We start from the raw sequence: 4,465 nt of genomic DNA, 5'->3' as shown, positions 1-4,465 counted from the left end.
TCTCCTTAGGATTTATTGTCGTTACTTTATTATACACAGAATTTAGTCCTTACGACAACTATCCTAACACATAGAGATTGTTAAGTTCTTGAAGAATAACTCCTAAAATAAAACTCACAACTTTTAATTAAAGCTTCTATATCCTGTTTACTATAAGATAAGAAATAATATAGTGGATTCAAATTGCTATCAAAATATATAGATTAATTTTCGCCAAATGAATCCAAGAAAATGTGTTCTGTCAAAACTAATAATTTACAAAATGATTCTTTTCATTTAGCTAGCAACTTTAGTCACTTACTCCTTAATTACCTGTAGATATGTACTAACAACCAATTTATTAAATTCTTTCATATTTAATTAATACTATATAACTCCAAAATTATCCTGCTTGATAAACAAAATATAAACAAATAAGACAATTTCCACTTAATAATCTGCCTAAAAAGCTTATCTTATTTCTGCTCATCATAAACCCTGCTTAACTCATCTATTATTTCTGTTAATAATCTCTGTAGTACTCTCTGTCATTACACCACAATTTTTTATACTTCGAAACGAAATTTTTGCGTTTCAAAGCAAATCTTTTTGCTATCAAACCTAACCTTTTTAGGTTGTTCTTTATCTTTTTTAAATCATCCTTTTCCAGCTCTGACTTAACCAGTTCTAAATTAAAATGATAACCTTCTATAACATAACCCAAATTTAACAAATCCTATTGAATTATAAGCATACTAACTCAATGCTGATAGATGTTATCCCAATTATTATTAGAAATCATTAAATTGATAAAAGATAAAGAAAAAGATTAAACAAATAAAAACCCTATGGAGCCACAATTAACTGGCCCATAGAGTTTTATCACCAACCCAATTTTAACCTACTTAATCTTCTCTCCTGATCATCAAACTCCACTTCCTCAACTTTAAAATAATCAGGATCATAATTACTACCGACCCAACTTTTCATATCTTCATAATCATCATGTTCAGGATCAGTTAATACTGCTAATAGTCTTTCATAGCCCCCAATTCCACCGAAGTCTTCTCGCGGACAGGCTCTAGCTCCATCTAAGCAGACTGGATACTCCTTCCCCTCTTGAGCAGGATTAACCTCTTCTAACTCTATTTCATGTTGCCAGTAATCTCCAAAATCATAAATGTAAGTTACTTCCTTATTTTGACTATCAAAATAATCAGCAGTCCTTTCTTCCCAACTGATCAAAAAATGCTCAGCACCATCCATATCTGGATAACTAATTTCTGTTTCTTTCTCAGTATCAGGATTCCTTATTTTAAATTCATGCAATTGATTGATTTTAATCTAAATTATCAAAGTTTTCTTCTGTAAATTTCTTCTTCTTTTCAAAGCCTGTTTCAATTAACATCAACATTTTAATTGTTATTCCAAGGCTTAATGTATCTTTATGCTTGTTTTCATTTAAAAAATTTCTAAAATCCTCATTATGCATTAATTTAATTAAAACTTCCCTTTCTTCATCAGATAATTTTTCTAATTCTTCGTTAAAAGCTATAGCTTGCTCTTTTCTTAAATCTGTTCTGCCAAATAGATAATCTAAAGTTTCATCAAAACAATCAGCAATTTTAATTAACAATTTCTTATTACGTGGCAGTCTTCTTCCACTTTCATAGCCCGCTATCGTCGATGCATCTACCCCTATCTCTTCGGCTAAATCCTTTTGATACATATCCTTTTCTTTGCGTAACTTGCGCAATCTTTCTTCAAAAGATCCCATTTTATTTCACCCTCTCTAAATAATTTTTAAGCTGTTTCATTTGTAATTATATAATCTATCTTCTCTTTATTCCAGTATTATAATATATTATTTAGTCCATTATTAAAACTTAAGTGCCTGTTGTAGCTTAAAAATTAAAAAATAGAATTCTAAATTTTCTGCTTATATTATACATTGCATCTGTCAATATGTCAATTAAATTAATTTTTTTTCTAAAAAAACTTGAAAAACTTCATTTTGAATGATATGATATTTTTAAGACTAAAAAACTAGATCAATCTGCATAGGACAACCTAGTCATATAATAAGATGTACTGGAGGCGATTTTTATGGCCTATAAAAAAATAGCAAAATGGGATAAAGATGGTGAGGATGAACCTCTAGACTTGGAAGATTTCTGCGAAAAATATAAGGATAAGTTAAAAAATTGGGATAATATGACCCAATCCGAAAAAAGATTGATTAAAGAATGCCTGGGAGCTTGATCTCCCAGCTCGTATGGACAAGCCTAAACTAAGTTTTGGACAAGAAAATTCCTCTAATTTATTTATTTACTTACTTCACATAGCTTTTTCATAATCCGACAATTAAAAAGTACATACTAACCTAATTTTTATTTATTTTTTGTCTGCCTACCATTTTTAACCATTAAGATAATGAATTACTCTATCTAATTAAATGTTTCTATATCACCATTGAATCTAATATATAAAAAATGTTATAATAAAATAACTTACTTAGGAGTGATAATGTGAAAAAAGCAGTTATATACGCTCGTGTATCAACCACTAAGCAAGCCGAAGAAGGTTCATCTATAGAAGCCCAGATTAAACAACTACAAAACTATGCAGTAGAGAATAACTACGATGTGATAGAAAGGTATGTAGACAGAGGAGAATCTGCTAGAACCGCAGACAGGCCGGAATTCCAAAGAATGATAAATGATATTAAAAACAATCCAGATGATTATGACGCAGTTTTAATTCACAAAACAGATAGGTTTGCTAGAAACAGAGAAGATAGCATAGTTTATAAGTCAATATTACGCAGAGACTGTGACGTAGACGTAATTTCAATAAAAGAAGATTTTGGCGATGGACCAGTCGCCAAAATGGTGGAAGGAGTATTAGAATCAGTAGCTGAATTCTATTCTGAAAATCTATCAAACGAAGTTAAAAAAGGAATGGAACAAAGAATCTCTGAAGGTAAAGTAGTTTCAGAACCTCCTTACGGCTATATAATTAATTCTCAAGGAAAGTTAGAAGTATATGAGCCAGAAGCTAAAGTAATTCGTTACATATTTTCCCAATATATCAAGGGAGAAGGTAGTAAGCAAATCTCTAGAGAATTAGCAAAAAATGCTGAAAATATGTTTGGGGAAGCTGGAACTAAAAAGAAGTCTATCGATAGAAAAATGAAATGGAGCACTCATGCCATACTATATATTATCAAAAATGAAACTTATATTGGTCATTACAAGTTTGGGGACAATAAAGTAACAAATAACCACCCAGCTATTATAGATAAAGAAGATTTCAAACTAGCACAACAACTTATCAAAGATCGAAAAAATAAACGCACTGGAAATAAATATGGAGATTACCTTCTAAGGGGTTTTATTAAATGTTATGAATGCGGTGGTAGCTTGATAAGACATGTCAAAAGAAGAAAAAGAAAGGATGGCTCCTTGTCTATTAGATCTTATGCTAGGTGTTCTAGGCATCAAAAGAAAGGAAACTGTTATTCTAACTTTCATACTATGGAATTTTTAGAAAATGAATTAATCGAATTCCTTAGAGAAGTCTCAAATTGCCATATAAACTTAGATAACATAAGTATCAATGCTAGTGATAAAACTAAATTACAAGAAGAATACAATCGAATTAAAAATAAATTAGACTCTTTTGATGATCAATTTGATAGACAAATAGAAGCTTATCAAGCAGGAGTTATTAACCTAGACCAGTTAGAAAAGCATAAAAGTAACTTAGAAAAAGAAAAACAACAATTACAAAAAGAATTGAAAACTATAGAAAAGAAAATAAACGAAGATAGCCTAAATAAAAGTAAGTTTATAAGCGAAATAGAAAATACAGTAGATGTTCTTGAAAATGATAACATAGATATAGCTATTAAGCGTAATTTTCTGATTAAGATTATAGACCAAATTAGAGTTAGTAAGAAGAAAGAAATATTCGAGGTGACATTCAAGTGGTAAAGTGTTGTTGTTATGATATGATAGGTTCTCCTGTCATAGCTACGACTTCCCCTTGCTCCTGTAAAACATTTACAATCCGCAACTTATCTTCAGGGGAAACCCGAGCGTAAACTCCCACCTTTTGAACTACACTTTTCAGTTCTTCATCACTAAGTTCTTTTAATTCCCGACCCGTTAGCACTCTATCTTCCTTATTTAACATTCGTAACTCCTCAGCAATGGCTTGAGCCGTATTCTTATGATCACCAGTTACCATCACCGGTCTAATCCCAGCTTTTTTACAACGAGCAATGGCTCTTTTAGCTTCAGGCCGAGGAGGTGCGAACATGATAAAAATGCAAAAATAATAACTACTAAAGAAGTAATTAAGCCATCCCCAAAAGAATTACCAGAGAATAATACAGGACAACGACTAAAACCCGAGTTCGACACTTACTAGGTAAACAGACCCCACGCAAACACTTATTATAGCAGTGTTTACGAAGGATTAG

At 31.1% G+C, this 4,465-nt stretch carries 5 protein-coding genes; 2 read left to right on the top strand and 3 right to left on the bottom strand.

Translation table 11 applies throughout. The features are described 5' to 3' along the window. Nucleotides 1-861: 861 nt before the first annotated feature. The gene (locus tag MWH30_RS13520) at nucleotides 862-1,308 is read right to left on the bottom strand and encodes a plasmid pRiA4b ORF-3 family protein (RefSeq protein ID WP_248664626.1); all 447 of its coding nucleotides are present in this window, start codon (nucleotides 1,306-1,308) and stop codon (nucleotides 862-864) included. A gap of 10 nt (nucleotides 1,309-1,318) precedes the next feature. Continuing rightward, on the bottom strand, nucleotides 1,319-1,756 hold the full coding sequence (locus MWH30_RS13515; protein ID WP_248664625.1) for a helix-turn-helix domain-containing protein: 438 nt from the start codon (nucleotides 1,754-1,756) through the stop codon (nucleotides 1,319-1,321). 329 nt (nucleotides 1,757-2,085) lie between these two features. On the opposite strand from MWH30_RS13515, the gene MWH30_RS13510 reads away from it, so the two are divergent. Beyond that, nucleotides 2,086-2,241 carry a hypothetical protein gene (locus tag MWH30_RS13510; RefSeq protein WP_248664624.1) on the top strand — a complete coding sequence of 52 codons (156 nt, stop codon included), beginning with the start codon at nucleotides 2,086-2,088 and terminating at the stop codon, nucleotides 2,239-2,241. 266 nt (nucleotides 2,242-2,507) lie between these two features. Further along, nucleotides 2,508-3,974 (top strand): recombinase family protein, encoded by a 1,467-nt coding sequence (locus MWH30_RS13505; protein ID WP_248664623.1) that lies wholly within the window; start codon nucleotides 2,508-2,510, stop codon nucleotides 3,972-3,974. Nucleotides 3,975-3,984: 10 nt separating this feature from the next. Here MWH30_RS13505 and MWH30_RS13500 read toward each other — a convergent pair whose 3' ends face one another. Next, nucleotides 3,985-4,305 carry an HAD family hydrolase gene (locus MWH30_RS13500; RefSeq protein WP_372494191.1) on the bottom strand — a complete coding sequence of 107 codons (321 nt, stop codon included), beginning with the start codon at nucleotides 4,303-4,305 and terminating at the stop codon, nucleotides 3,985-3,987. Between the last annotated feature and the right edge of the window lie 160 nt (nucleotides 4,306-4,465).

Source organism: Fuchsiella alkaliacetigena (genome assembly GCF_023227765.1).
Classification (GTDB): domain Bacteria; phylum Bacillota; class Halanaerobiia; order Halobacteroidales; family Acetohalobiaceae; genus Fuchsiella; species Fuchsiella alkaliacetigena.
This window is presented reverse-complemented; position numbering and strand designations above follow the sequence as displayed.

Bases quoted from the DNA above. Each gene is read 5' to 3' on its own strand.
- MWH30_RS13510 (WP_248664624.1), top strand. From the start codon at position 2,086: ATGGCCTATAAAAAAATAGCAAAATGGGATAAAGATGGTGAGGATGAA.
- MWH30_RS13515 (WP_248664625.1), bottom strand. From the start codon at position 1,756: ATGGGATCTTTTGAAGAAAGATTGCGCAAGTTACGCAAAGAAAAGGAT.